This is a genomic window from Marinomonas pollencensis (genome assembly GCF_003387375.1).
Lineage (GTDB): Bacteria > Pseudomonadota > Gammaproteobacteria > Pseudomonadales > Marinomonadaceae > Marinomonas > Marinomonas pollencensis.
The window spans coordinates 23,372-45,044 of the sequence record NZ_QUNG01000016.1 but is presented as its reverse complement, the minus strand read 5'-3'; the positions used below and the strand labels follow the sequence as shown (position 1 = coordinate 45,044).

At 44.9% G+C, this 21,673-nt stretch carries 35 protein-coding genes; 1 reads left to right on the top strand and 34 read right to left on the bottom strand.

The features are described from left to right. The 5 genes from DFP81_RS16415 to DFP81_RS16395 form a co-directional block, all read right to left on the bottom strand. The coding region (locus tag DFP81_RS16415; RefSeq protein ID WP_147299458.1) for a cold-shock protein at positions 1-147 on the bottom strand (147 nt) is incomplete at its 3' end. A gap of 186 nt (positions 148-333) precedes the next feature. Beyond that, positions 334-543 carry a cold-shock protein gene (locus tag DFP81_RS16410; protein ID WP_115898976.1) on the bottom strand — a complete coding sequence of 70 codons (210 nt, stop codon included), beginning with the start codon at positions 541-543 and terminating at the stop codon, positions 334-336. A gap of 250 nt (positions 544-793) precedes the next feature. Continuing rightward, positions 794-1,165, bottom strand: a complete 372-nt coding sequence (locus tag DFP81_RS16405) for a VOC family protein (protein WP_115898975.1) — start codon at positions 1,163-1,165, stop codon at positions 794-796. A gap of 91 nt (positions 1,166-1,256) precedes the next feature. Beyond that, a complete protein-coding gene (gene ssb / locus DFP81_RS16400; RefSeq protein ID WP_115898974.1) occupies positions 1,257-1,970 on the bottom strand; it encodes a single-stranded DNA-binding protein in 714 nt (237 codons plus the stop codon). 33 nt (positions 1,971-2,003) lie between these two features. After that, positions 2,004-3,362 (bottom strand): MFS transporter, encoded by a 1,359-nt coding sequence (locus DFP81_RS16395; protein ID WP_115898973.1) that lies wholly within the window; start codon positions 3,360-3,362, stop codon positions 2,004-2,006. A gap of 158 nt (positions 3,363-3,520) precedes the next feature. Between DFP81_RS16395 and uvrA the strand changes: the two genes are divergently transcribed. Beyond that, the gene (uvrA, locus tag DFP81_RS16390; protein ID WP_115898972.1) at positions 3,521-6,343 is read left to right on the top strand and encodes an excinuclease ABC subunit UvrA; all 2,823 of its coding nucleotides are present in this window, start codon (positions 3,521-3,523) and stop codon (positions 6,341-6,343) included. Between the two features lie 139 nt (positions 6,344-6,482). On the opposite strand, the gene rplQ is transcribed toward uvrA, so the two are convergent. The 29 genes from rplQ to tuf form a co-directional block, all read right to left on the bottom strand. Then, positions 6,483-6,860, bottom strand: coding sequence for a 50S ribosomal protein L17 (gene rplQ / locus DFP81_RS16385; protein WP_067020081.1), 378 nt, complete (start codon positions 6,858-6,860; stop codon positions 6,483-6,485). A 42-nt stretch (positions 6,861-6,902) separates the two neighbouring features. Next, positions 6,903-7,907: a DNA-directed RNA polymerase subunit alpha gene (locus tag DFP81_RS16380; protein WP_115898971.1), complete on the bottom strand. Its 1,005-nt coding sequence runs from the start codon at positions 7,905-7,907 to the stop codon at positions 6,903-6,905. A 33-nt stretch (positions 7,908-7,940) separates the two neighbouring features. Beyond that, the gene (rpsD, locus tag DFP81_RS16375; protein WP_115898970.1) at positions 7,941-8,561 is read right to left on the bottom strand and encodes a 30S ribosomal protein S4; all 621 of its coding nucleotides are present in this window, start codon (positions 8,559-8,561) and stop codon (positions 7,941-7,943) included. 16 nt (positions 8,562-8,577) lie between these two features. After that, on the bottom strand, positions 8,578-8,970 hold the full coding sequence (gene rpsK, locus DFP81_RS16370; protein WP_012071913.1) for a 30S ribosomal protein S11: 393 nt from the start codon (positions 8,968-8,970) through the stop codon (positions 8,578-8,580). Positions 8,971-9,036: 66 nt separating this feature from the next. Then, positions 9,037-9,393 (bottom strand): 30S ribosomal protein S13, encoded by a 357-nt coding sequence (gene rpsM / locus DFP81_RS16365; RefSeq protein ID WP_115898969.1) that lies wholly within the window; start codon positions 9,391-9,393, stop codon positions 9,037-9,039. Positions 9,394-9,516: 123 nt separating this feature from the next. Continuing rightward, positions 9,517-9,630, bottom strand: coding sequence for a 50S ribosomal protein L36 (gene rpmJ, locus DFP81_RS16360; RefSeq protein ID WP_012071915.1), 114 nt, complete (start codon positions 9,628-9,630; stop codon positions 9,517-9,519). A gap of 18 nt (positions 9,631-9,648) precedes the next feature. Then, positions 9,649-10,980 carry a preprotein translocase subunit SecY gene (secY, locus tag DFP81_RS16355; RefSeq protein ID WP_115898968.1) on the bottom strand — a complete coding sequence of 444 codons (1,332 nt, stop codon included), beginning with the start codon at positions 10,978-10,980 and terminating at the stop codon, positions 9,649-9,651. Then, positions 10,981-11,415, bottom strand: coding sequence for a 50S ribosomal protein L15 (rplO, locus tag DFP81_RS16350; protein WP_115898967.1), 435 nt, complete (start codon positions 11,413-11,415; stop codon positions 10,981-10,983). Position 11,416: 1 nt separating this feature from the next. Continuing rightward, the gene (gene rpmD, locus DFP81_RS16345; protein WP_036163144.1) at positions 11,417-11,602 is read right to left on the bottom strand and encodes a 50S ribosomal protein L30; all 186 of its coding nucleotides are present in this window, start codon (positions 11,600-11,602) and stop codon (positions 11,417-11,419) included. A 6-nt stretch (positions 11,603-11,608) separates the two neighbouring features. Beyond that, positions 11,609-12,109: a 30S ribosomal protein S5 gene (rpsE, locus tag DFP81_RS16340; protein WP_115898966.1), complete on the bottom strand. Its 501-nt coding sequence runs from the start codon at positions 12,107-12,109 to the stop codon at positions 11,609-11,611. Between the two features lie 11 nt (positions 12,110-12,120). Continuing rightward, the gene (rplR, locus tag DFP81_RS16335) at positions 12,121-12,471 is read right to left on the bottom strand and encodes a 50S ribosomal protein L18 (RefSeq protein ID WP_115898965.1); all 351 of its coding nucleotides are present in this window, start codon (positions 12,469-12,471) and stop codon (positions 12,121-12,123) included. Positions 12,472-12,481: 10 nt separating this feature from the next. Further along, a complete protein-coding gene (gene rplF, locus DFP81_RS16330; protein ID WP_115898964.1) occupies positions 12,482-13,015 on the bottom strand; it encodes a 50S ribosomal protein L6 in 534 nt (177 codons plus the stop codon). An 8-nt stretch (positions 13,016-13,023) separates the two neighbouring features. Further along, positions 13,024-13,416 carry a 30S ribosomal protein S8 gene (gene rpsH, locus DFP81_RS16325; protein WP_115898963.1) on the bottom strand — a complete coding sequence of 131 codons (393 nt, stop codon included), beginning with the start codon at positions 13,414-13,416 and terminating at the stop codon, positions 13,024-13,026. A 129-nt stretch (positions 13,417-13,545) separates the two neighbouring features. Next, positions 13,546-13,851 (bottom strand): 30S ribosomal protein S14, encoded by a 306-nt coding sequence (gene rpsN / locus DFP81_RS16320; RefSeq protein WP_009834612.1) that lies wholly within the window; start codon positions 13,849-13,851, stop codon positions 13,546-13,548. Positions 13,852-13,863: 12 nt separating this feature from the next. Then, entirely contained in the window at positions 13,864-14,403 is a 540-nt protein-coding gene (gene rplE / locus DFP81_RS16315) for a 50S ribosomal protein L5 (RefSeq protein ID WP_115898962.1), read from the bottom strand. Between the two features lie 17 nt (positions 14,404-14,420). Next, positions 14,421-14,738 (bottom strand): 50S ribosomal protein L24, encoded by a 318-nt coding sequence (gene rplX, locus DFP81_RS16310; RefSeq protein ID WP_115898961.1) that lies wholly within the window; start codon positions 14,736-14,738, stop codon positions 14,421-14,423. A gap of 17 nt (positions 14,739-14,755) precedes the next feature. Further along, complete coding sequence (gene rplN / locus DFP81_RS16305; RefSeq protein WP_113875592.1) at positions 14,756-15,124, bottom strand: 50S ribosomal protein L14; 369 nt, start codon at positions 15,122-15,124, stop codon at positions 14,756-14,758. A 51-nt stretch (positions 15,125-15,175) separates the two neighbouring features. Next, a complete protein-coding gene (rpsQ, locus tag DFP81_RS16300; RefSeq protein WP_115898960.1) occupies positions 15,176-15,436 on the bottom strand; it encodes a 30S ribosomal protein S17 in 261 nt (86 codons plus the stop codon). A gap of 1 nt (position 15,437) precedes the next feature. Beyond that, positions 15,438-15,629: a 50S ribosomal protein L29 gene (rpmC, locus tag DFP81_RS16295; RefSeq protein ID WP_115898959.1), complete on the bottom strand. Its 192-nt coding sequence runs from the start codon at positions 15,627-15,629 to the stop codon at positions 15,438-15,440. Beyond that, positions 15,630-16,043 (bottom strand): 50S ribosomal protein L16, encoded by a 414-nt coding sequence (gene rplP, locus DFP81_RS16290; protein WP_115898958.1) that lies wholly within the window; start codon positions 16,041-16,043, stop codon positions 15,630-15,632. A gap of 10 nt (positions 16,044-16,053) precedes the next feature. Further along, on the bottom strand, positions 16,054-16,734 hold the full coding sequence (gene rpsC / locus DFP81_RS16285) for a 30S ribosomal protein S3 (protein WP_115898957.1): 681 nt from the start codon (positions 16,732-16,734) through the stop codon (positions 16,054-16,056). Positions 16,735-16,748: 14 nt separating this feature from the next. After that, the gene (rplV, locus tag DFP81_RS16280) at positions 16,749-17,081 is read right to left on the bottom strand and encodes a 50S ribosomal protein L22 (RefSeq protein WP_115898956.1); all 333 of its coding nucleotides are present in this window, start codon (positions 17,079-17,081) and stop codon (positions 16,749-16,751) included. A gap of 14 nt (positions 17,082-17,095) precedes the next feature. Beyond that, positions 17,096-17,371, bottom strand: coding sequence for a 30S ribosomal protein S19 (gene rpsS / locus DFP81_RS16275; protein WP_115898955.1), 276 nt, complete (start codon positions 17,369-17,371; stop codon positions 17,096-17,098). A 15-nt stretch (positions 17,372-17,386) separates the two neighbouring features. Beyond that, positions 17,387-18,211 carry a 50S ribosomal protein L2 gene (gene rplB / locus DFP81_RS16270; protein WP_115898954.1) on the bottom strand — a complete coding sequence of 275 codons (825 nt, stop codon included), beginning with the start codon at positions 18,209-18,211 and terminating at the stop codon, positions 17,387-17,389. 14 nt (positions 18,212-18,225) lie between these two features. Beyond that, positions 18,226-18,522, bottom strand: coding sequence for a 50S ribosomal protein L23 (rplW, locus tag DFP81_RS16265; RefSeq protein ID WP_115898953.1), 297 nt, complete (start codon positions 18,520-18,522; stop codon positions 18,226-18,228). Then, positions 18,519-19,124 (bottom strand): 50S ribosomal protein L4, encoded by a 606-nt coding sequence (gene rplD / locus DFP81_RS16260; RefSeq protein WP_115898952.1) that lies wholly within the window; start codon positions 19,122-19,124, stop codon positions 18,519-18,521. The genes rplW and rplD overlap by 4 nt, the downstream gene beginning before the upstream one ends. A 12-nt stretch (positions 19,125-19,136) precedes the next feature. Next, entirely contained in the window at positions 19,137-19,775 is a 639-nt protein-coding gene (gene rplC, locus DFP81_RS16255) for a 50S ribosomal protein L3 (RefSeq protein WP_115898951.1), read from the bottom strand. Between the two features lie 128 nt (positions 19,776-19,903). Then, positions 19,904-20,215: a 30S ribosomal protein S10 gene (rpsJ, locus tag DFP81_RS16250; protein WP_012071937.1), complete on the bottom strand. Its 312-nt coding sequence runs from the start codon at positions 20,213-20,215 to the stop codon at positions 19,904-19,906. Positions 20,216-20,423: 208 nt separating this feature from the next. Next, a complete protein-coding gene (gene tuf, locus DFP81_RS16245; RefSeq protein ID WP_115898950.1) occupies positions 20,424-21,647 on the bottom strand; it encodes an elongation factor Tu in 1,224 nt (407 codons plus the stop codon). Positions 21,648-21,673: the final 26 nt, after the last annotated feature.

Here is a 21,673-nt window from a genome sequence, read left to right as displayed (position 1 = left end):
GCGTTGGCCTTCAGCCAATGTTTTAAAGCCGTCACTGACGATCGCACTAAAGTGTGCAAAAACATCAGGACCAGATTCTTGTTCAATAAAACCAAAACCTTTTGTTTCGTTAAACCATTTTACTGAACCAGTTGTTGTATTAGACATAATAGATATCCTAGAAATTAATAAAAGTGTGCCTAAAATAAGGCGATAGAGTATGAAGAAAACAAATATTTAACTGAGGATAGCGCGAAGGATTATTACTAATAACAACGTGATACGTACAATAAACAGGTATTTCTTTCAAACCAATGTTAAATAGTGGGCTAACTAAGCCCTCTATTTAAAAATTTAGATACAAACAATATTTTCTGCTTGTGGGCCTTTTTGGCCTTGTGTCACTTTAAATTCTACACGTTGGCCTTCAGCCAATGTTTTAAAGCCGTCACTGACGATCGCACTAAAGTGTGCAAAAACATCAGGACCAGATTCTTGTTCAATAAAACCAAAACCTTTTGTTTCGTTAAACCATTTTACTGAACCAGTTGTTGTATTAGACATAATAGATACCCTAGAAATTAATAAAAGTGTGCCTAAAATAAGGCGATAGAGTATGAAGAAAACAGATATTTAACTGAGGATAACGCGAAGGATTATTACTAATAACAACGTGGTACTTACAAATAAACAGGGCTTTCTATTGACCCGATGAAAAAATATTAACACAGCAAGCAATTTTATAGCAAGTTATATTTAAAACTTTATAATACAAAGCACTCAACAAAAATATATTTAAGAGGCAGTAGAGATATTAAGCTTGGTACATAACGTGTAATTTATTACCATCTAAATCTCGGCAGTAAGCACCGTAATATCCTGGGCGATAACGATATCCTGGTGCGCCTTCATCCACGCCGCCAAGCACTAATACCATTTGGTGAAATGCCTCAACCTCATCGTTATTCGACGCTTGAAAGGTGACTTGTACACCATTTCCGTACGACGCAGGCTGTTGATTAAACGGCGTTAATACCCAAAAGCAACTTTGGCCGCCTTTCACGCCATAACCTATCTCTCCCTCTACTGCCATCGTCTGGACCATATTAATGGTACCCAATACAGCATTATAAAAAGCACTCGCTTTTGCCAGATCATTCGTTCCGAGCGTGACACCTAATAGCATTCTAGACTCCTCTTTGAGCTGTGCTATGAAAAAGAAAGCCCCTATAAAGGGGCTTCAGGTTAACTCTATTCTTTATGAGCTCAGATAAATCCTAGAATGGAATATCATCATCGAAGTCATCAAAGTTTGGCGCTTGCTGAGGCTTTGGCTCAGGCGCAGGGGCACGCTGAGGAGCCGGCTGCTGTGGTGCACGCTGTTGCGGAGCTTGTTGAGCTGGCGCTTGCTGAGGAGCATTCCCCCAACTACCAAAAGATTGTGGCTGAGCTTGCGGTGCGGCCTGCTGCGGTGCTTGTTGCGCTGGCGCTTGATTGTAACCACCTTGAGGCTGATTGAAGCCTTGCTGTGGCGCTTGCTGCGCAGGTGCTTGGTTGTAACCACCTTGTTGAGGTGCGTTGTTGCCGTAACCACCTTGAGCACCAGAATCATAACCGCCTTGTTGGCCGCCGCTATTGTTATCGCCACGACCATCAAGTAATTGCATTTCGTTCGCTACGATTTCTGTTGTGTAACGCTTAATGCCGTCTTTTTCCCACTCACGTGTACGCAAAGAACCTTCAACGTATACTTTTGAGCCTTTCTTAATGAAATCGCCAGCAATTTGACCTAGACGGAAATTACCACGGTCCATGAATGCCACTCGGTGCCATTCAGTACGCTCTTGCATTTGTCCAGTTTGCTTATCGCGCCAGCTTTCTGATGTTGCTAGGTTAACGTTTGCAACCGCTGCACCCGATGGCATAAAACGCACTTCGGCATCATTGCCTGCGTTACCGATTAAGATAACTTTGTTAATTCCACGTGCCATGACGCTCTCCAACTAAATAATTCATTATCGTCTTTAAAGATTCACTTGCGGCGCTAAACGCTGCAAAGCTTCTTTATCGAGTATTTTTTTGTCTACTTTAAGATAAGCGGTACGCTCATCTATAAAAATCTGCATGTCTTCCACCCCTTCCACATGGGAGAGCTGGTCAGCGAACGCATTTATTTCTGCGTCATCACCGTCTGGCAGGCTAAATGCCATACTGCTTAATTGTCGTATTGTAGGCTGGAATAAGCAGACTATCGACCACAATAACAATACTAAACCAACAACAAGGAACAAACTGTTACTAGATAAGTGCTGTAATAACCAACCACCACCAATTCCACCGAGAAAGGAACCTAAGAACTGATGGGTAGAAAACACCCCCATCGCCGTGCCACGATAACCTACTGGTGCCAGCTTACTGATTAACGAGGGTAAGGTTGCCTCTAACGTGTTGAAACCGACAAAATAGGCCCATAATAATAGCCCAAATGCCCATAAGTACGGCGCCCATTGTAACAATAAAGCACTAAAACCTAGTAATGCAACGACGCCAAAAACCACTTCTTTCATTTTGCCTTTGGCTTCGGCAAGAATCACTAATGGTACCATACCCACAAAAGCAAAACCCATAATAGCAAGGTATAACCAACTATGGTGGGCGAGTGGTAAACCAAATCGAGTGATGAGTAAATGCGGCACGGTGACAAACAAAGCAGTCAGGCTGGCATGTAATAACAACACGCTGATATTCAAGAAACGTAACCGACTGTCTTTAATAACTTGGCCTAACGCTACAGCGCTTGGCGTAGTGTCGCGTCGAAAGGTATGCTGCACGATATTTGGCACCATAAAGAGTACCAAAGCGATACCTAAGAAAGAAAAACCAAACGATAGGTAAAAAAGTCCAGACAGGCCAATCAGGTCAAATAGCCAAGGCCCGAGCACCAAAGACAACATAAAGGAAGCACCTATGCTAATGCCAACCGTTGCCATAGCTTTAGTGCGGTTTTGTTCGCGGGTAACATCACTTAATAATGCCATTAAAGTACTGGCAATGGCACCTGCCCCTTGCACAGCTCGACCAATGATCAATACATAAATGTCTGTCGCGTTGGCACAAATCAAGCTACCCAGAGCAAACAATAATAGACCGATAACAATCACGCGCTTGCGGCCAATGTGATCCGACCACATCCCCATAGGTATCTGTAAACAGGCCTGGGTAAAACCATAGATACCAATTGCAGTACCGATTAATGCAGCATCAGAACCAGTTAAGCCATCAGCAGCCACACTGATCACTGGCATAATAAGAAAAAGCCCGAGCATTCTAAACAAGTAAACTGATGCGAGAGCAAGAACAGAACGACGTTCGAGTACATCCATAAGGAGATTACAACCACTCAACTTAGGGTTTAAAAAAGAAAGATGTCTATTTTACTTAAAATACCGTTGAAGCTCTATTTCAAGTACTGTAAAAATAGACAGTTATTCTACCGACAACGATGTAAAACTTCTGTTGCTAAAACACTATTTGGAGACACATGGATACCATCACCATACGCGGAGCTCGCACCCACAATTTAAAAAATGTGGATTTAGACATCCCCAGAGATAAACTCGTGGTGATCACAGGTTTATCAGGCTCGGGAAAGTCGTCTCTTGCTTTCGACACCTTATATGCTGAGGGTCAACGACGCTATGTAGAATCCCTCTCTACTTATGCTCGACAATTCTTATCCATGATGGAAAAGCCAGATATAGACCATATCGAAGGCCTTTCACCAGCGATCTCCATAGAACAGAAATCCACGTCACATAACCCGCGCTCGACAGTGGGTACTATCACAGAAATTTATGATTATCTCCGCCTGTTGTTTGCACGAGCGGGCCAACCACGTTGTCCTGACCATGGTGAGCCGCTAGAGGCGCAGACCATATCACAAATGGTCGATAAGATAATCTCCCTCCCTGAGGAAACTAAAATGATGTTGCTTGCACCGATCGTGAAAGATCGTAAAGGCGAGCACCTTCACATTCTTAATGACTTGTTATCTAAAGGTTTTATTCGCGCGCGTATTGACGGTATCGTGGTCGATCTAGATGACGCACCGGCTTTAGAAAAAAATAAGAAGCACACTATTGAGGTGGTAATAGACCGTTTCAAAGTCCGTGACGACTTACAACTTCGTTTAGCAGAGTCGTTTGAAACCTGTTTAGGGCTATCAGACGGCATCGCCAAAGTCATTAATATGGATGACGATGAAGACGTTCATATATTCTCTAGCAAATTTGCTTGTCCGGTTTGTGGTTACAGCCTAACTGAGCTTGAGCCTCGCCTTTTCTCGTTTAATAATCCAAATGGCGCTTGCCAAACCTGTGATGGGTTAGGCACTCACCAGTTGTTCGATCCAGAACGAATCATCCAGGACAATACACTCACCCTAGCGGAAGGAGCGATTCGAGGTTGGGGACGACGCAGTATCTTTTATTACCAACAGCTCACGGCACTAGCAAAACATTATGGCTTTGATATAGAGGCGAAATTCAAAGACATTCCAGTCGAATTCCAAAATAAAATTCTAAAAGGTTCAGGCGAAGACAAAATAGACTTTGTTTACATCAATGAGCGCGGCGACAAGATGATTCGTTCCCACGCTTTTGAAGGTGTGCTGCCGAACCTACAACGTCGTTACCATGAAACAGAATCTGACAGCGTACGAGAAGACCTATCTCAATACATCAGCACTCAGGCTTGTCCAGACTGCCACGGCTCTCGATTAAATCGCTCAGCAAGAAACGTATTTATCAACAAACAAACTCTACCAGAGATAGTCACCTACCCTATTGCAGAATGCCTTGCCTACTTTGAAGCCCTCAACCTACCTGGCGCTCGTGGCGAGATTGCTTCCAAGATTCTAAAAGAAATCCGTGACCGTTTAACCTTCTTGGTAAATGTCGGATTAGACTATCTGACCTTGGACCGTAAAGCCGACTCCTTATCCGGTGGTGAAGCACAACGTATCCGTTTAGCCAGCCAGATTGGTGCGGGCTTAGTGGGTGTCATGTACATTCTAGACGAGCCATCTATTGGGCTTCATCAACGCGACAATGAACGCTTGATTGAAACCCTAACTCGCCTAAGAGATTTAGGTAATACCGTAATCGTTGTTGAACACGACGAAGATGCCATCCGAGTTGCTGACTTTGTTGTGGATATTGGCCCAGGTGCGGGTATTCATGGTGGAGAAGTCATTGTTAGTGGAACACCGCAAGATGTGATGAACTGCGAAGACTCCATCACCGGCCAATACTTAACTGGCCAACGCAAAATTGAAATTCCCGCCATCAGAAACAAAGCCAAAGACGGGCACTCTCTCAACCTAATAGGTGCAACAGGTAATAACTTAAACACAGTGGATCTAAAAATCCCGGTTGGCATAATGACCTGTGTCACTGGTGTGTCTGGATCAGGCAAATCGACGCTGATTAACGGCACCTTATACCCACTGGCCTCGACCGCATTAAATGGCGCAACAACCTTAAAAGCAGCACCCCATGACCGTATCGAAGGGTTAGAGTTATTTGATAAATGCGTCGATATTAACCAGAGTCCGATTGGCCGTACGCCTCGCTCAAACCCAGCCACATATACAGGGATTTTCACGCCAATGCGTGAACTCTTTGCCGCCACGCAAGAAGCGCGCTCTCGTGGTTATAAACCTGGCCGCTTTAGTTTCAACGTTAAAGGCGGTCGCTGTGAAGCTTGCCAAGGTGATGGTGTTATCAAGGTTGAAATGCATTTCTTACCGGATGTTTATGTCCCTTGTGATGTTTGTAAGGGGCATCGCTACAATCGCGAAACCTTAGAAATACATTATAAAGGCAAAAACATACACCAATGCTTAGACATGACAATCGAAGATGCTCGAGAGTTTTTCGATGCGGTGCCGTCTATCGCCCGCAAGCTACAAACTTTGATTGATGTGGGCTTAGGCTATATCAAGCTAGGGCAAGCGGCGACAACACTGTCAGGCGGTGAGGCTCAACGTGTCAAACTCGCCAAAGAGCTCTCTAAACGTGATACTGGGCAAACCTTGTATATTTTAGACGAACCGACAACAGGGCTGCATTTTGCAGATATTGAACAGCTGCTGAAAGTGCTTCATCGATTACGTGATCATGGCAACACTGTTGTAGTTATTGAACACAATCTAGATGTCATTAAAACTGCTGACTGGATAGTGGATTTAGGGCCAGAAGGAGGCAGTGGCGGAGGTTATATCATTGCAGAAGGAACACCTGAAGAAGTGGCTGAGGCAACCGGATCTCATACAGGACGATTTTTGAAAGGAATGTTAGCCTGATTAAGCATAAATAAGGGAGCCACATGAATGCTCTCTTGTTTAATAAAAAAGCGGCAGTGCCGCTTTTTTATTAACTGAGTTTTCTTCAGACATAAAAAAAGCCGAGCTATAAGCTCGGCTTTTTTATTACAAACTGATATTACTCAGCTGCTTCCGCAACTGGTCGATCGACCAATTCAACGTAAGCCATAGGTGCGTTGTCACCTGCACGGAAGCCACATTTTAGAATGCGAACATAACCGCCAGGACGAGCTTGGTAACGAGGACCAAGTTCAGAAAACAATTTACCTACTGCATCTTTGCTACGAGTACGAGCAAAGGCAAGGCGACGATTCGCAACGGAATCTTCTTTCGCCAATGTGATCAAAGGCTCTGCAACACGGCGAAGTTCTTTGGCTTTCGGCAACGTAGTTTTAATAACTTCGTGTTCGAACAAAGAAGCAGCCATATTCTTGAACATCGCTTTGCGATGAGAGCTAGTACGGTTTAAGTGACGTCCACTCTTACGATGACGCATTTTACATTCCTTACCAAACTACGGTGGTCAGGGAACAATGACCTAGCGAGCTAGAACTTTGCTATCGTCTTTCAAACTAGCTGGTGGCCAGTTTTCTAGACGCATTCCCAAAGACAAACCACGCTGTGCTAAAACATCTTTGATTTCAGTTAACGACTTTTTACCTAGGTTAGGCGTCTTAAGAAGCTCAACCTCAGTACGTTGAATCAAATCACCGATGTAATAAATGTTCTCTGCTTTCAAACAGTTAGCACTGCGAACGGTCAACTCAAGATCATCAACCGGGCGTAGCAAAATTGGATCAATCTCATCCTCTTCTTCAACAACAGGTGCTTCACTCTCACTTTCAAGAGCAACAAACACAGCAATTTGCTGTTGTAGAATAGTCGCTGCGCGACGGATAGCTTCTTCAGGGTCGATAGTACCGTTTGACTCGATATCTAATACTAGCTTATCAAGGTCAGTACGCTGCTCTACACGAGCATTATCAACACTGTAGGCTACACGGCGAACAGGGCTGAATGAGGCATCCAGTTGCAAGCGACCGATAGGACGAGTCTCATCATCGCTAGCAACACGAGCGTCAGCAGGCTCATAACCACGACCACGAGACACTTTGATCTGCATAGAAAGTTCAGCAGTATCATCCAAGTGTGCAATCACATGGTCAGGGTTAGCGATCTCTGCATCAGCAACTAACTGGATATCACCAGCCGTTACGATACCAGGACCTTTTTTACTTAGAGTAAGAGTTGCTTCATCTTGCCCGTGTAGAGCGATCGCAACTCCTTTCAGGTTAAGAAGAATTTCAATGACATCTTCTTTAACCCCTTCAATTGCGCTGTATTCATGCAATACACCGTCGATTTCAACTTCAACAATTGCACAACCAGGCATTGAAGACAGTAGAATTCGGCGCAACGCATTACCCAAAGTGTGACCAAAACCACGTTCTAGTGGTTGTAGCGTCACTTTAGCGCGCGTTTTGCCCAATTCCTGAACTTCAATGTTGCGTGGGGTTAACAATTCGCTCACTGAACGCTGCATAGATCCACCTATTTCTTAATCCCAATCACCGACTTACTTAGAGTAAAGTTCGACAATTAGGTTCTCATTAATTTCAGCTGATAAATCGGCACGTTCTGGAGCAGCTTTATAAGTTGCTTCCAGTTTAGTTGTATCAACTTCGATCCAATGGATCGACGTACGATTTTTAGATAGCTCTAGTGCGCTTTGAATACGCAATTGCTTCTTAGCTTTTTCACGGATAGACACTACATCACCAGCTTTCACTTGGTAAGATGGAATGTTAACCGTTGCGCCGTTTACTAGAATGCCTTTATGGCCTACTAGCTGACGAGCTTCCGCACGTGTAGAACCAAAACCTGCGCGGTATACAACGTTATCTAAACGTGATTCCAAAAGTTGCAAAAGGTTCTCACCAGTCGCGCCTTTTAGACGAGCTGCAGATTTGTAGTAGTTACGGAATTGTTTTTCAAGAACACCGTACATACGACGTACTTTTTGTTTCTCACGTAATTGTAAGCCGTAATCAGAAAGACGTCCGCGACGTGCACCGTGCACACCAGGAACTGTTTCTGCTTTACATTTCGACTCAAGAGCGCGTGAACCGCTCTTCAATTGCAAGTCGGTACCTTCACGACGAGACAACTTACAAGTTGGACCTATATAACGAGCCATGTATCTGTCTCCTCAGTTAAACGCGACGTTTCTTAGGTGGACGGCAACCGTTGTGCGGGATTGGCGTCACATCTGTGATGTTATTAATGCGCAAGCCCAATGCATTCAATGCACGAACTGCGGACTCACGACCTGGGCCAGGGCCCTTGATCATTACGTCAACGTTTTTAAGGCCGAATTCTTGTGCGACAGTACCGGCACGTTCCGCTGCTACTTGAGCTGCGAATGGTGTACTTTTACGAGATCCGCGAAAACCAGAACCACCGGCAGTAGCCCAAGACAATGCATTGCCTTGGCGGTCGGTGATAGTCACGATCGTGTTGTTAAATGACGCGTGTACATGAGCAACACCGTCGACAACCGTCTTTTTGACTTTTTTCTTGGTATTGCGCGTAGCTGGCTTAGCCATATTGCACTTTCCTATTTAATGCTCAGCTCTAGCTAACTTATGTAGCTAGAGCGAAACGCGTTTATATTACTTACGAATAGGCTTACGAGGGCCTTTTCGCGTACGGGCGTTCGTTTTGGTACGTTGACCACGAACAGGTAGGCTGCGGCGGTGACGAATACCACGGTTACAGCCAAGATCCATCAGACGCTTAATAGACATGCTGACTTCACGGCGTAGATCACCCTCTACAGTATACTTAGCAACTTCGCCACGAAGTTCATCAAGTGTTTCATCACTTAAAGAACCAATTTTCGTAGTTTCTGCAACACCTGACGCGGCGCAAATTGCGCGCGAACGAGTGCGACCAATTCCGAAGATGTAAGTCAGAGAAATGACCGCATGTTTATTGTCAGGAATATTGACACCGGCTATACGAGCCATTCACTTTACTCCGTTGTTATGGATGATTCTAAATCATCACTTTGCTTTCATGAGGGCGGCTGATTATGCCTATCTTTAGGCGAAAAATCAACCACCCTTCCCTATCATCGAGCGAACTCGCAATTAACCTTGACGCTGTTTGTGTCGAGGCTCAACGCAAATCACTCGAACTGAACCGTTACGACGAACGATTTTACAGTTACGACAGATTTTCTTTACAGATGCACGTACTTTCATGTTCAACTCCAACCTATGCTAACGCATTAGGCCATTTGGACCATAACCAGTCAGATTAGACTTCTTCATTAATGACTCGTATTGATGACTCATTAAGTGACTTTGAACTTGCGACATAAAGTCCATGACAACTACGACTACGATCAACATAGAAGTACCGCCAAAGTAGAATGGAACATTCCACGCAACAACAAAGAACTGAGGCATCAGTGACACTAGAGTGATGTATAAAGCACCAAATAGAGTCAAACGAGTCATTACACCATCAATATATCGAGCTGTATGATCGCCTGGACGAATACCCGGCAAAAAAGCACCGGATTTTTTTAAGTTATCTGCCACATCTTTAGGGTTGAACACCAGTGCTGTATAAAAGAAGCAAAAGAAAACAATTGCTATCGCAAACAACAGCACATAAAGAGGTTGCCCAGGAGCTAGAGCCAAAGAGATATTTTGCAACCATTCCATTCCTTGTCCTTGACCAAACCATTGGCCAATTGACGCAGGAAACAGAAGGATACTAGAAGCAAATATAGGTGGGATAACACCCGCCATATTCACTTTAAGAGGCAAATGACTCTTTTGTGCGGCAAACACCTTGTTACCTTGCTGACGCTTAGCGTAGTTCACTGTAATACGGCGCTGACCACGTTCGATGAAAACAACGAATGCGATAGTCGCCACAGCAAGAACACCAATTACCAACAAAGCAAGAATATTAATATCGCCTTGACGAGCCGATTCAAATGAACGACCTAGAGCAGAAGGTAAGCCAGCAACAATACCGGAGAAAATGATAATGGAAATACCATTACCAATTCCTTTTTCTGTCACTTGTTCACCCAACCACATCAAGAATACCGTACCAGCAACAAGAGTGACAACGGCAACACCGTAGAACTCAAGACCACTGCTAAACGAAATCCCCTGACTGGCAAGGCCAACTGCCATGGAGGCAGATTGAACAAGCGCTAGAAGCACAGTACCGTAACGGGTGTATTGAGTAATCTTACGACGACCCGCCTCACCCTCTTTCTTTAACTGCTCTAGCTGCGGACTCACAACCGTTAATAACTGCATAATAATAGAGGCAGAAATATAGGGCAGGATCCCAAGCGCAAAAATACTCATACGCTCGAGCGCGCCCCCTGAGAATACGTTAAATAAACTCAGAATTGTGCCTTCATTTTGATTAAACAGGGCAGACAATCTATCTGGGTTAATACCCGGAACAGGGATGTGTGCACCAATTCGGTATACAATAATTGCTAAGAAAACAAAGCGGATACGCGACCAAAGTTCGCCTAATCCATTTTGCACTCCAGCTGGTAGTGAGCCACGCTTTGCCATTTATTCCTCGACTTTTCCGCCGGCAGCTTCAATAGCAGCACGAGCACCTTTAGTCACTTTAAGACCACGAACAGTAACGGCTTTGTCGATAGAACCTGACAAGATTACTCGAGCTGACTTAATTTGATGACCAAGGATGTCGGCGCTTTTAAGAGCAGCCAAATCTACAACTTCAGCATTTACAGCAGCAAGTTCGTTTAAACGAACCTCAGCAACATACTTTGCCTGACGTGAAGTAAAACCAAATTTTGGCAGACGACGCTGCAAAGGCATTTGACCACCTTCAAAACCAGGTTTTACTGAGCCACCAGAGCGAGACTTAAGACCTTTATGGCCACGTCCGCCTGTTTTGCCCAAGCCGCTACCAATACCGCGACCGACACGTTTCGGAGCATGTTTGCTACCTTCGCCAGGACGAAGCGTATTTAAGAACATGTTATTCTCCTACTACTTTAACCATGTAATAAACTTTATTAACCATACCACGTACCGCTGGAGTATCTTCCAGCTCACGAGTTTGGCCAACTTTACGCAAACCCAAGCCTTTAACTGTTTCACGGTGCTTTGGAAGACGACCGATCGGGCTACGGGTTAGTTGAACTGTGATGGTATTATTCGCCATAACACATTACCCCAAAATTTGATCGACTGACTTACCGCGTTTAGCCGCGATTTGCTCAGGTGCTTTCATATCTTGCAAACCTTTGATCGTAGCGCGAACTACGTTTACTGGGTTTGTAGATCCGTAACATTTTGCCAATACGTTGTGAACGCCTGCAATTTCTAGAACTGCACGCATCGCACCACCGGCAATGATACCAGTACCTTGAGAAGCTGGTTGCATGTAAACTTTAGAAGCGCCATGCACAGCTTTAACTGGATACTGCAAAGTATCACCGTCAAGTTTAACTGAAACCATATTGCGACGAGCTTGTTCCATCGCTTTTTGGATAGCTTGAGGCACTTCGCGCGCTTTACCGCGACCGAAGCCAACCTTACCATTTCCATCACCAACGACTGTCAAAGCAGTGAAAGAGAAGATACGACCACCCTTCACAACTTTAGCAACGCGGTTTACTTGAACTAGCTTCTCTTGGAGGTCGCTAGTTTGTTGATCATTAACTGCCATTTGCTACCCCTTTAGAACTCTAGACCGGCTTCACGTGCTGCGTCAGCAAGAGCTTGAACGCGGCCATGGTATTTGAAGCCAGAACGGTCAAAAGCGACCGAAGTGACACCTGCTTCTTTAGCGCGTGTAGCAATCAAAGTACCGACTTGTTGAGCCGCTGCTTTGTTGCCAGTCGCTGTAGCACGTAGAGTTTCTTCCAGAGTAGAAGCACTAGCTAGTACTTTACTACCACAAGGAGAAATCACTTGAGCATACATATGACGTGGCGTGCGATGTACAGTAAGACGATTCGCACCTAGCTCACGAATATGTAGGCGCGCACGACGTGCACGACGAATTCGAGATTGTTTCTTAGTGTTCATGAATGCTTACCTACTTCTTCTTAGCTTCTTTACGACGAACATTTTCGTCAGCATAGCGAACACCTTTGCCTTTATAAGGCTCTGGTGGACGGAAACCGCGAACTTCTGCAGCGACTTGACCAACGGCTTGTTTATCAATACCTCTGATCACAACTTCTGTCTGTGAAGCACATTCAGCTGTAATGCCTTCAGGTAGTTCGTAATCTACTGGGTGTGAGAAACCCAAAGATAGGTTAAGTACTTTGCCTTTAAGAGCAGCACGGTAACCAACACCTTGAAGAAGCAATCTTTTCTCAAAACCTTGGCTAACACCAACAACCATGTTGTTGACCAAAGCGCGAGTAGTACCAGCTAAGGCACGGCTTTGTTTTGCACCATCGCGGGCAGCGAAAGTGATAACATTTTCTTCTTTAGACACAACAACGCTTGTGTGAGCAGTAAACTCTAATGAACCTTTGCCGCCTTTTACAACAACATTTTGGCCATTTAGAGTTACATCTACACCACTAGGAAGCGTCACGGGACTATTAGCAACTCGAGACATACTAACTCCTAGAATACAGTGCAGATTACTTCGCCGCCGATACCAGCAGCACGAGCTGCACGGTCAGTCATCACACCTTTAGAGGTAGAGATGATCGCAACACCAAGGCCAGCTTCTACTTTAGGTAGATTTGCAGAACCTTTGTATTGACGCAAGCTTGGGCGAGATGCGCGTTTAATTTCTTCGATTACCGGCTTACCTTCGTAGTATTTCAACTCGATAGTAAGGGTCGGTTTGATCGCTTCGTCTACAGAGAAGTTACCTACGTAACCTTCTTCTTGTAGTACAGAAGCAATTGATGCTTTCATTTTTGATGAAGGCATGCTCACAGAGGTCTTTGCAGCCATCTGTGCATTACGAATACGAGTGAACATATCCGCAAGTGTATCTTGCATACTCATTGAAGAGCTCCTAATTGAAAAACCATTGTGCAGCAAATAGAGCTCGCGCATAGTACACAGCAGCGAGCAGAATGTCCAGTATTTAGACACCCCACTCGCTGCCATGTATTATGATCGCGCTCTACTTGCTTACCAACTAGCTTTCTTCAAGCCTGGTACATCACCGCGCATCGCTGCTTCACGCAATTTGATTCGAGACAAACCAAATTTACGATAAACACCGTGTGGGCGACCCGTTACTTGGCAACGGTTACGCTGGCGAGAAGAAGATGAATCGCGTGGAAGTGCTTGCAATTTAAGCGTTGCTTCCCACTTTTCATCGTCCGATGCATTAACGTCGCTAATGATCGCTTTTAGAGCAGCACGCTTTTCAGCGAACTTTGCTACTAATTTAGTGCGTTTTGCTTCGCGCTGAATCATTGAGATCTTTGCCATGATTCCTACCTCTTATTTCTTGAAAGGGAAACTAAAGGCGGCTAGCAAAGCACGACCTTCTTCGTCGGTACGAGCAGTCGTTGTAATGGTAATATCCATACCACGTACACGATCTACTTTATCGTAATCGATTTCAGGGAAGATGATCTGCTCTTTAACACCCATGCTGTAGTTACCACGACCGTCGAAAGACTTAGGATTAAGTCCACGGAAGTCACGGATACGTGGAATAGCAACATCAACCAAACGGTCGAAGAAATCCCACATACGCTCACCACGTAGCGTTACTTTACAACCGATCGGGTAACCGTCACGGATTTTAAAGCCTGCTACTGATTTACGCGCCTTAGTCACTACAACTTTCTGGCCGCTAAGTGCTTCTAGATCGTTTACCGCATGCTCAAGAAGTTTCTTGTCTGCGATAGCTTCACCAACACCCATATTCAATGTGATTTTAGTGATTTTCGGCACTTCCATCACATTCTTGTATGCAAACTCTTCAGTAAGAGCTGATACAACATTATCTTTATAAACTTGCTTAAGTCTCGCCATGGCTATAATTCTCGCTCTTAGGCGTCGATCGCTTCACTGTTTGATTTAAAGATACGCACTTTCGTACCGTCTTCATTCAATTTAAAGCCGACGCGATCCGCTTTGTCAGTAGCTTTATTATAAATAGCTACATTAGAAACCTGGATAGGTGCTTCTTTTTCAACGATGCCGCCAGTTGAACCCTTCATAGGGTTTGGTTTTTCGTGTTTCTTGATCATATTGATACCAGAAACAAGAACTCGGCTTTCGTCTACTACCTTAACAACAGTACCGCGTTTGCCTTTATCTTTACCTGCAATCACGATTACTTCGTCGTCACGTTTGATTTTACGCATAATGTCCCCTCTCCCTCTTACAGCACTTCAGGTGCAAGAGAAACAATTTTCATGAATTGCTCAGTTCGCAACTCACGTGTTACAGGGCCAAAGATACGAGTACCAATAGGCTGTCCTGAAGCATTCAATAGAACCGCTGAGTTTACATCAAAACGGATTACAGAACCATCAGGACGACGAACACCTTTCTTAGTTCTAACGACAACTGCGTTTAGAACCTGCCCTTTTTTAACACGACCACGAGGGATCGCTTCTTTCACTGTGACTTTAATAATGTCACCGATAGCAGCATAACGACGGTGTGAGCCACCCAGTACTTTAATACACTGAACACGCTTTGCGCCGCTGTTATCTGCAACATCAAGCATCGATTCTGTTTGAATCATTACTGCTCTCCAATCAAGTTAGATAACAAGTCTCACGAGGGAAAAAGCAGCTTATACAGCTGCAGTTTTCTCAACAACTTGAACCAGGTTCCAAGTCTTAGACTTAGAGTAAGGACGTGTTTCTACGACCTTAACCGTATCACCAATCTGGCACTCATTGTTTTCATCGTGAGCGTGTAGTTTAGTTGAACGACGTACGTACTTACCGTACAACGGATGTTTCTCCGTACGTTCAACTAGTACTGTAATGGTTTTATCCATTTTGTCGCTGACTACTTTACCAGTAGCTGTACGCGCTTTTGTTTCTGCCATCTTAGTTACCTGCCTTATCATTTAGCACGGTTTTAACACGTGCGATATTGCGGCGAACTTGCGGAAGCAAATGAGTTTGCGTCAGCTGACCAGTCGCTTTCTGCATGCGCAAAGTAAATTGCTCACGTAGAAGCTCAACCAAGGTCGCTTGTAGCTCTGCTACAGACTTTTCTTGCAGTTCTTTTGCTATCATCTACATCACCGTACGCGTTACGAAAGTTGTGGACAAAGGAAGTTTAGCAGCAGCTAGTGCGAATGCTTCGCGTGCTAGTTGCTCTGAAACGCCCTCAACTTCATAAAGCATCTTACCAGGTTGAATCTGTGCAACCCAGTACTCTACATTACCCTTACCTTTACCCTGACGAACCTCTAGAGGTTTCTGAGTAATCGGCTTATCAGGGAACACACGAATCCAGATTTTACCACCACGTTTGATGTGACGAGTCATTGCACGACGCGCCGCCTCAATTTGACGAGCAGTAATACGACCACGTTCAGTGGACTTCAATCCAAATTCACCAAAGCTAACTTGGTTACCGCGAAGGGCAAGACCGCGGTTACGGCCTTTTTGCATCTTGCGGAACTTAGTACGTTTCGGTTGTAACATGACTTACCCCCTACTTAGACTTCTTCTTTTGTGCGCCTTTATCAGCACGCACTTGCTCAATACCGCCCAAGATTTCGCCTTTGAAGATCCACACTTTAACACCAATGATGCCGTAAGTTGTGTTTGCTTCATAAGTAGCGTAGTCAATGTCAGCGCGTAGAGTGTGTAGAGGCACGCGGCCTTCACGGTACCACTCAGCACGTGCAATTTCAGCACCGCCTAGACGACCACTTACCTGAACCTTGATACCTTTCGCGCCTGCACGCATAGCGTTCTGTACTGCACGCTTCATAGCACGACGGAACATAACACGACGCTCTAATTGGCTAGCAATGTTTTGCGCAACCAATTTCGCGTCCATTTCAGGCTTGCGAATTTCTTCGATGTTGATGTGAACAGGTACGCCCATCATCTCAGAAACTGCATTACGTAGTTTCTCAACATCTTCACCTTTCTTACCAATCACGATGCCTGGACGGGCAGTGAAGATAGTAATACGGGCTGTTTGAGCAGGACGCTGAATCTCAATACGAGAAACAGAAGCCTGAACTAATTTTTTCTCCAAGTACTCACGAACCTGAAGATCGTTTAACAACAGCTTAGAATAGTTTTGATTGCTCGCATACCAAGTAGAAGTATGGTCTTTTACAATCCCTAAGCGTATTCCAGTTGGATGAACCTTCTGACCCATTGGGTTTCTCCTAATTAGTCAGCGACTTTAACTGTAATATGGCAACCGCGTTTAAGAATACGGTCAGCACGGCCTTTAGCACGTGGCATGATACGTTTTAAGGTCATAGCCTCATCAACGTACGCCGTAGATACACGCAAGTCATCAATATCAGCACCTTCGTTATGCTCAGCATTTGCTACAGCAGACTCTAGTACTTTTTTGACAATTACTGCCGCCTTCTTAGGACTGAACGCTAAGATGTTCAGTGCTTCGCTAACAGATTTGCCGCGGATTTGATCTACAACCAAACGGGCCTTCTGCGCTGAGAGGCGAGCACCTTTTAATGAAGCGCTTACTTCACTCATATTAATACTCCTAATTACCGTTTGGCTTTCTTGTCCGCAGCGTGACCACGATATGTACGGGTCGGAGCGAACTCACCCAATTTATGACCGACCATGTCTTCAGTTACTAGAACTGGAACATGCTGGCGACCATTATGGACAGCGATAGTCAACCCTACAAAATCAGGGAAGATAGTAGAACGGCGTGACCAAGTCTTAATTGGACGGCGTTCGTTTTTCTCTACCGCAGCCTCTACCTTTTTCAACAAATGAAGGTCGATAAAAGGACCTTTTTTTAGTGAACGTGGCACAGTCGTTTCCTCTTATTACTTAGTACGACGACGTACAATAAGTTTATCAGTACGCTTGTTGCTGCGTGTTTTGTACCCTTTAGTAGGTACACCCCAAGGTGTAACAGGATGACGACCACCCTTACTACGACCTTCACCACCACCATGCGGGTGATCCACTGGGTTCATCGCCGCACCGCGAACGGTAGGACGAACACCACGCCAACGCGTAGCACCAGCTTTACCAAGAACTCGTAAGCTATGCTCAGAGTTTGATACTTCACCCAAAGTAGCGCGGCATTCAGTCAAAACTTTACGCATTTCACCAGAACGTAGGCGAAGCGTAACGTAGCGACCTTCACGAGCAACTAGCTGAGCAGAAGCACCGGCTGAACGTGCAACTTGTGCACCTTTACCTGGCTTAAGCTCGATGCAGTGAACAGTACTACCAACTGGGATATTTTGCAGTGGCAAAGTATTACCCGCTTTGATAGGCGCATCTGCACCACTAGAAACAACACTGCCAGCTACCATGCCTTTGGAAGCGATAATGTAACGACGCTCACCATCAGCATATCTAACCAATGCAATATTTGCAGAACGGTTTGGATCATATTCCAAACGCTCAACTACCGCAGGAATTCCGTCTTTGTTACGACGAAAATCAATCATACGGTAATGCTGCTTATGACCACCACCTACGTGACGCGTAGTGATGCGTCCGTTATTGTTACGTCCACCAGATTTGCTCTTTTTTGAAAGCAAAGGTGCATATGGCGCGCCTTTGTGCAAATCGTTGTTGGTAACTTTAACAACGTGACGACGGCCTGCAGACGTTGGCTTACTCTTTACAACAGCCATTGACCTATCTCCCCTTATTCAGCGACCATGAAGTCAATTTCTTGGCCTTCAGCCAAACGTACGTACGCTTTTTTAACGTCACTACGCTTGCCTAGACCACGAACTGTACGCTTTGTTTTACCTTTTTGGTTCAACGTGCGAACAGACTCAACTTTGACTTCAAAAAGTGCTTCGATAGCTTTTTTGATTTCAGGTTTTGTTGCATCACCAGTTACGCGAAAAACGTACTGACCGTTTCCTTCAGAAACGATAGTTGCTTTTTCGGAAATGTGTGGACCCAACAGAACTTTATAAATGCGTTCGCCGATCATGCTAGTGCCTCCTCAACTTGTTTCAGAGCACCAACTGTCACCAACACTTTGTCGTATGCAATCAAGCTAACAGGGTCGATAGACGCTGCATCACGCACATCTACGTTTGGAATGTTGCGAGCTGCTAAAAACAGGTTATCGTCCAATTCGTGGGAGATAATCAAAGCATTCTCAACATTCAATTCTGTCATTTTGGCTTTGAAGAGCTTAGTTTTTGGAGCTTCCAATTTAAGTTCTTCAACAACAACAAGGCGGTCTTGACGTACTAACTCAGACCAGATGGTGCGCATTGCTGCACGGTACATCTTCTTGTTTACTTTCTGAGAGTGATCTTGTGGTTTTGCAGCGAAAGTAACACCACCAGAGCGCCATAGAGGGCTACGGATAGTACCTGCACGTGCACGACCAGAACCTTTTTGTTTCCAAGGTTTGCGTCCGCCACCGGCCACTTCAGAGCGTGTTTTCTGTGCGCGTGAGCCTTGACGAGCGCCAGCCAAGTAAGCAGTAACTACTTGGTGTACTAGAGCTTCGTTATATTCACGAGCAAAGGCTACTTCAGAAACTTCAACAGTTCCTTCTGCGCCTGTAAGATTCAAGTTCATTGTCTACCCCTCTTAGCGAGCTTTAACAGCTGATTGAAGAATAACATCACCGTTAACAGCGCCAGGAACCGCACCTTTCACTAGGATAAGGTTACGTTCTGTGTCAACACGAACTACTTCAAGAGATTGAGTAGTTACTTGTGCTGCGCCCATGTGTCCTGCCATCTTCTTGCCTTTCCAAACACGACCAGGTGTTTGACATTGGCCGATAGAACCAGGTGCACGGTGAGACAATGAGTTACCATGTGTAGCGTCTTGCATACTGAAATTATGACGCTTGATGGCACCTTGAAAACCTTTACCTTTAGATTGACCAGTTACATCAACCATAGAGATAGATTCGAAATCAGCAACAGTTAGCTCATCACCAACATTGATTTCTTTTTCATCACCTGCCAGGCGGAACTCCCACAAACCACGACCTGCTTCAACAGTAGCTTTTGCAAAGTGACCTGCAGCAGCTTTATTGACGCGGCTCGAACGGCGAGTACCAACAGTAACTTGAACAGCTTGGTAGCCGTCAGTTTCTGCAGTTTTCACCTGAGTAACGCGGTTCGGTTCAACCTCGATGACGGTTACTGGCACGGATACACCATCTTCATTGAAGATACGTGTCATTCCGGCTTTGCGTCCGACTAATTGAATAGCCATTTTTTACCTCATTTGCCAGTTGTGTACGGGGCTATCACCCGCTACGGCTGGTCATTCCAGACCATTCCACTAATGTGCATAAGCCGACTGATAACCAGTCGGTTCTCGCACCCCAAAACTTTGAGCAATTAGCCCAAAGAGATTTGTACTTCCACGCCTGCCGCAAGATCTAGTTTCATTAGAGCATCAACTGTTTTTTCAGTTGGTTCTACAATGTCTAGAACACGTTTGTGTGTACGGATTTCATACTGATCACGCGCATCTTTGTTTACGTGTGGAGAAATCAATACTGTGTAACGCTCTTTGCGAGTAGGAAGTGGAATCGGTCCACGTACTTGCGCACCTGTGCGTTTCGCTGTATCCACAATTTCTTGTGTTGAAGCATCGATCAGACGATGATCAAACGCTTTCAAACGAATACGGATTTTTTGGCTTTGCATTTCCAACTCCAAATACAATGTTTTGATAACTTAACTGTACATTTGTTAAGCTAACGTCCTTTTTTAAGGACGGCGAATATTAGCTATTCACAAACTGGTTGTCAAGTAACCAATTTCTGAAAGAATAAAATTTGCCAACAAATAAAAAAGGCCACTCGAATGACGAGCGGCCCTTTTCTAGCTTTTAACAATCAATTCAAAGAATCAATTATTTTAGAACTTTAGCTACAACGCCCGCACCAACTGTACGACCACCTTCACGGATCGCGAAACGTAGACCTTCGTCCATCGCGATTGGGTGAATTAGGGTAACAGTCATTTGGATGTTATCACCAGGCATAACCATTTCTACGCCTTCTGGAAGCTCACAAGCACCAGTTACGTCAGTTGTACGGAAGTAGAACTGTGGACGGTAACCTTTGAAGAATGGAGTGTGACGACCACCTTCATCTTTACCCAACACGTATACTTCTGCAGTGAACTCAGTGTGTGGAGTGATAGAACCAGGCTTAGCCAATACTTGACCGCGCTGAACGTCATCACGCTTAGTACCACGTAGAAGAACACCACAGTTTTCGCCAGCACGACCTTCGTCTAGAAGCTTACGGAACATCTCAACGCCAGTACAAGTAGTTTTCGTAGTATCTTTGATACCAACGATTTCAACTTCTTCACCAACTTTAACGATACCGCGCTCTACACGACCAGTAACTACTGTACCACGACCTTGGATAGAGAATACGTCCTCGATAGGCATGATGAATGCACCGTCGATTGCACGCTCTGGCTCAGGGATGTACTCGTCTAGAGTTTCAACAAGTTTCTTAACAGCAGTAGTACCCATTTCGTTGTCGTCTTCGCCGTTCAATGCCATCAAAGCAGAACCTGGGATGATTGGAGTATCATCACCTGGGAAGTCGTATTCAGAAAGAAGGTCACGCAATTCCATTTCAACCAACTCTAGCATTTCAGCGTATTCTTCAGAATCCGCACCGCCACAGTCTTCAGCCAACAAGTCAGCTTTGTTTAGGAAAACTACGATGTAAGGTACACCTACTTGACGAGAAAGAAGGATGTGCTCACGAGTTTGAGGCATAGGACCATCAGTCGCACCACAAACAAGGATAGCGCCGTCCATTTGAGCAGCACCAGTGATCATGTTTTTAACATAATCGGCGTGTCCAGGACAGTCTACGTGTGCGTAGTGACGAGATGGAGAATCGTACTCTACGTGAGAAGTAGAGATAGTGATACCACGCTCACGCTCTTCTGGAGCATTATCGATACCGTCAAAAGCAACAGCTTCGCCGCCGAATACTTCTGCACATACACGAGTTAGTGCTGCAGTTAGTGTTGTTTTACCGTGGTCAACGTGACCGATAGTACCAACGTTAACGTGTGGTTTATTACGTTCGAATTTACTCTTTGCCATGATACATACACCTTAAGAATTAGTAA

What these genes read in the sequence shown, in the direction of transcription:
- rplE (WP_115898962.1), bottom strand. Translation starts at nt 14,403, where the DNA reads ATGGCGAGACTTAAGCAAGTTTATAAAGATAATGTTGTATCAGCTCTT.
- rplW (WP_115898953.1), bottom strand. Translation starts at nt 18,522, where the DNA reads ATGATCGGCGAACGCATTTATAAAGTTCTGTTGGGTCCACACATTTCC.
- DFP81_RS16405 (WP_115898975.1), bottom strand. Translation starts at nt 1,165, where the DNA reads ATGCTATTAGGTGTCACGCTCGGAACGAATGATCTGGCAAAAGCGAGT.
- rplF (WP_115898964.1), bottom strand. Translation starts at nt 13,015, where the DNA reads ATGTCTCGAGTTGCTAATAGTCCCGTGACGCTTCCTAGTGGTGTAGAT.
- secY (WP_115898968.1), bottom strand. Translation starts at nt 10,980, where the DNA reads ATGGCAAAGCGTGGCTCACTACCAGCTGGAGTGCAAAATGGATTAGGC.
- rpmJ (WP_012071915.1), bottom strand. Translation starts at nt 9,630, where the DNA reads ATGAAAGTACGTGCATCTGTAAAGAAAATCTGTCGTAACTGTAAAATC.
- rpsH (WP_115898963.1), bottom strand. Translation starts at nt 13,416, where the DNA reads ATGAGTATGCAAGATACACTTGCGGATATGTTCACTCGTATTCGTAAT.
- rpsN (WP_009834612.1), bottom strand. Translation starts at nt 13,851, where the DNA reads ATGGCAAAGATCTCAATGATTCAGCGCGAAGCAAAACGCACTAAATTA.
- rpsK (WP_012071913.1), bottom strand. Translation starts at nt 8,970, where the DNA reads ATGGCTAAGCCAGCTACGCGCAATACCAAGAAAAAAGTCAAAAAGACG.
- rplD (WP_115898952.1), bottom strand. Translation starts at nt 19,124, where the DNA reads ATGAACTTGAATCTTACAGGCGCAGAAGGAACTGTTGAAGTTTCTGAA.
- rplV (WP_115898956.1), bottom strand. Translation starts at nt 17,081, where the DNA reads ATGAGTGAAGTAAGCGCTTCATTAAAAGGTGCTCGCCTCTCAGCGCAG.
- rpmC (WP_115898959.1), bottom strand. Translation starts at nt 15,629, where the DNA reads ATGATAGCAAAAGAACTGCAAGAAAAGTCTGTAGCAGAGCTACAAGCG.
- rpsM (WP_115898969.1), bottom strand. Translation starts at nt 9,393, where the DNA reads ATGGCTCGTATAGCCGGTGTCAATATTCCTGACAATAAACATGCGGTC.
- rpsC (WP_115898957.1), bottom strand. Translation starts at nt 16,734, where the DNA reads ATGGGTCAGAAGGTTCATCCAACTGGAATACGCTTAGGGATTGTAAAA.
- rplR (WP_115898965.1), bottom strand. Translation starts at nt 12,471, where the DNA reads ATGAACACTAAGAAACAATCTCGAATTCGTCGTGCACGTCGTGCGCGC.
- DFP81_RS16410 (WP_115898976.1), bottom strand. Translation starts at nt 543, where the DNA reads ATGTCTAATACAACAACTGGTTCAGTAAAATGGTTTAACGAAACAAAA.
- DFP81_RS16380 (WP_115898971.1), bottom strand. Translation starts at nt 7,907, where the DNA reads ATGCAGCGTTCAGTGAGCGAATTGTTAACCCCACGCAACATTGAAGTT.
- rpsD (WP_115898970.1), bottom strand. Translation starts at nt 8,561, where the DNA reads ATGGCTCGTTATATAGGTCCAACTTGTAAGTTGTCTCGTCGTGAAGGT.
- ssb (WP_115898974.1), bottom strand. Translation starts at nt 1,970, where the DNA reads ATGGCACGTGGAATTAACAAAGTTATCTTAATCGGTAACGCAGGCAAT.
- rplQ (WP_067020081.1), bottom strand. Translation starts at nt 6,860, where the DNA reads ATGCGTCATCGTAAGAGTGGACGTCACTTAAACCGTACTAGCTCTCAT.
- rplB (WP_115898954.1), bottom strand. Translation starts at nt 18,211, where the DNA reads ATGGCTGTTGTAAAGAGTAAGCCAACGTCTGCAGGCCGTCGTCACGTT.
- rplO (WP_115898967.1), bottom strand. Translation starts at nt 11,415, where the DNA reads ATGTTCTTAAATACGCTTCGTCCTGGCGAAGGTAGCAAACATGCTCCG.
- rplC (WP_115898951.1), bottom strand. Translation starts at nt 19,775, where the DNA reads ATGGCTATTCAATTAGTCGGACGCAAAGCCGGAATGACACGTATCTTC.
- rpsE (WP_115898966.1), bottom strand. Translation starts at nt 12,109, where the DNA reads ATGGCAGTTAATGATCAACAAACTAGCGACCTCCAAGAGAAGCTAGTT.
- rplX (WP_115898961.1), bottom strand. Translation starts at nt 14,738, where the DNA reads ATGCGTAAAATCAAACGTGACGACGAAGTAATCGTGATTGCAGGTAAA.
- rpmD (WP_036163144.1), bottom strand. Translation starts at nt 11,602, where the DNA reads ATGGCGAATAATACCATCACAGTTCAACTAACCCGTAGCCCGATCGGT.
- rpsJ (WP_012071937.1), bottom strand. Translation starts at nt 20,215, where the DNA reads ATGCAAAGCCAAAAAATCCGTATTCGTTTGAAAGCGTTTGATCATCGT.
- tuf (WP_115898950.1), bottom strand. Translation starts at nt 21,647, where the DNA reads ATGGCAAAGAGTAAATTCGAACGTAATAAACCACACGTTAACGTTGGT.
- DFP81_RS16395 (WP_115898973.1), bottom strand. Translation starts at nt 3,362, where the DNA reads ATGGATGTACTCGAACGTCGTTCTGTTCTTGCTCTCGCATCAGTTTAC.
- uvrA (WP_115898972.1), top strand. Translation starts at nt 3,521, where the DNA reads ATGGATACCATCACCATACGCGGAGCTCGCACCCACAATTTAAAAAAT.
- rplP (WP_115898958.1), bottom strand. Translation starts at nt 16,043, where the DNA reads ATGTTACAACCGAAACGTACTAAGTTCCGCAAGATGCAAAAAGGCCGT.
- rpsQ (WP_115898960.1), bottom strand. Translation starts at nt 15,436, where the DNA reads ATGGCAGAAACAAAAGCGCGTACAGCTACTGGTAAAGTAGTCAGCGAC.
- rplN (WP_113875592.1), bottom strand. Translation starts at nt 15,124, where the DNA reads ATGATTCAAACAGAATCGATGCTTGATGTTGCAGATAACAGCGGCGCA.